1 protein-coding gene is annotated in these 511 nt (G+C 78.7%); it reads left to right on the top strand.

Annotated elements, in window-relative coordinates; all coding sequences use genetic code 11:
• Positions 1-466: DUF533 domain-containing protein (locus tag L2I40_RS24390; protein ID WP_237217903.1), on the top strand; the 466-nt coding region annotated here is incomplete at its 5' end.
• Positions 467-511 lie beyond the last annotated feature (45 nt).

Below are 511 nucleotides of genomic sequence, written 5' to 3' on the forward strand. Positions count from 1 at the left end.
CCCGGCCGACGTCGCGGCCCCGGCCCGCCGCATGCCCCAGACGGGATCCGCCCCCGGCGCCTCGCCCTGGTCGGTCCCCACCGCCGCGCCGCCGCCCGAGCCCGAGGGCCCGGACGCCGAGGACGCCGAGGCGCTGCTGATGGTCCGCGCCATGGTCGCCGCGGCCAAGGCCGATGGCAGCGTGGACGCGCAGGAGCGCGCCGCCATCGCCGGCCAGCTCGACGCCGCAGGCCTCAGCGCCGAGGAGCGCGACTTCGTCCTCGCCGATTTCGACCGCCCCCTGACCCCCGAGGCGCTGGCCAGGGAAGCGCGCGACCCGATGCTGAAGGCCCGCCTCTACGCCGCCGCCTTCGCCGCGATGGGCGAGATCACCCCGCCCGAACGCGCCTGGCTCGACGCGCTGGCCAAGGCGCTGAAGCTCGACAAGGCCGCCGCGGCGGCGATCGAGGCGCGGCTGGCGGGGTGAACGGCGGGGCGCTGCCGGGGAGGGCGTTGCCCTCCCCGGACCCCT

The organism is Falsiroseomonas oryziterrae (genome assembly GCF_021864505.1).
In the GTDB taxonomy this organism is placed as follows: Bacteria; Pseudomonadota; Alphaproteobacteria; order Acetobacterales; family Acetobacteraceae; genus Falsiroseomonas; species Falsiroseomonas oryziterrae.